Below are 219 nucleotides of genomic sequence, written 5' to 3' on the forward strand. Positions count from 1 at the left end.
CTTTCTTCGTTGCATCTGTTACAGCATCAACAACTTTTTGCGCTTTATCAATCGCTGCTTGATTCGTTGTATCTTTAATCGTTCCTGTTACATCACCATTGGTGAATAAATCTTTCACGCTGGCTTCTGCTGCTTCTTGGCGTGCTTTTTCTGCCGCCGCTGCTGCTTGTTTCGCTTCTAGTTGTTTCTTCGCTTCGTCTAGCTCTTTTTGTAGCGCTG

Annotated in this window: 1 protein-coding gene; it reads right to left on the bottom strand. The window is 44.3% G+C overall.

The features are described from left to right. A partial coding sequence (locus DUK53_RS17705; RefSeq protein ID WP_201740753.1) for a toxin Cry1Ac domain D-VI-related protein occupies positions 1–219 on the bottom strand: 219 nt, incomplete at both ends.

The sequence above is a fragment of the Listeria sp. SHR_NRA_18 genome (genome assembly GCF_003856515.1).
Taxonomy (GTDB): Bacteria; Bacillota; Bacilli; order Lactobacillales; family Listeriaceae; genus Listeria_A; species Listeria_A newyorkensis.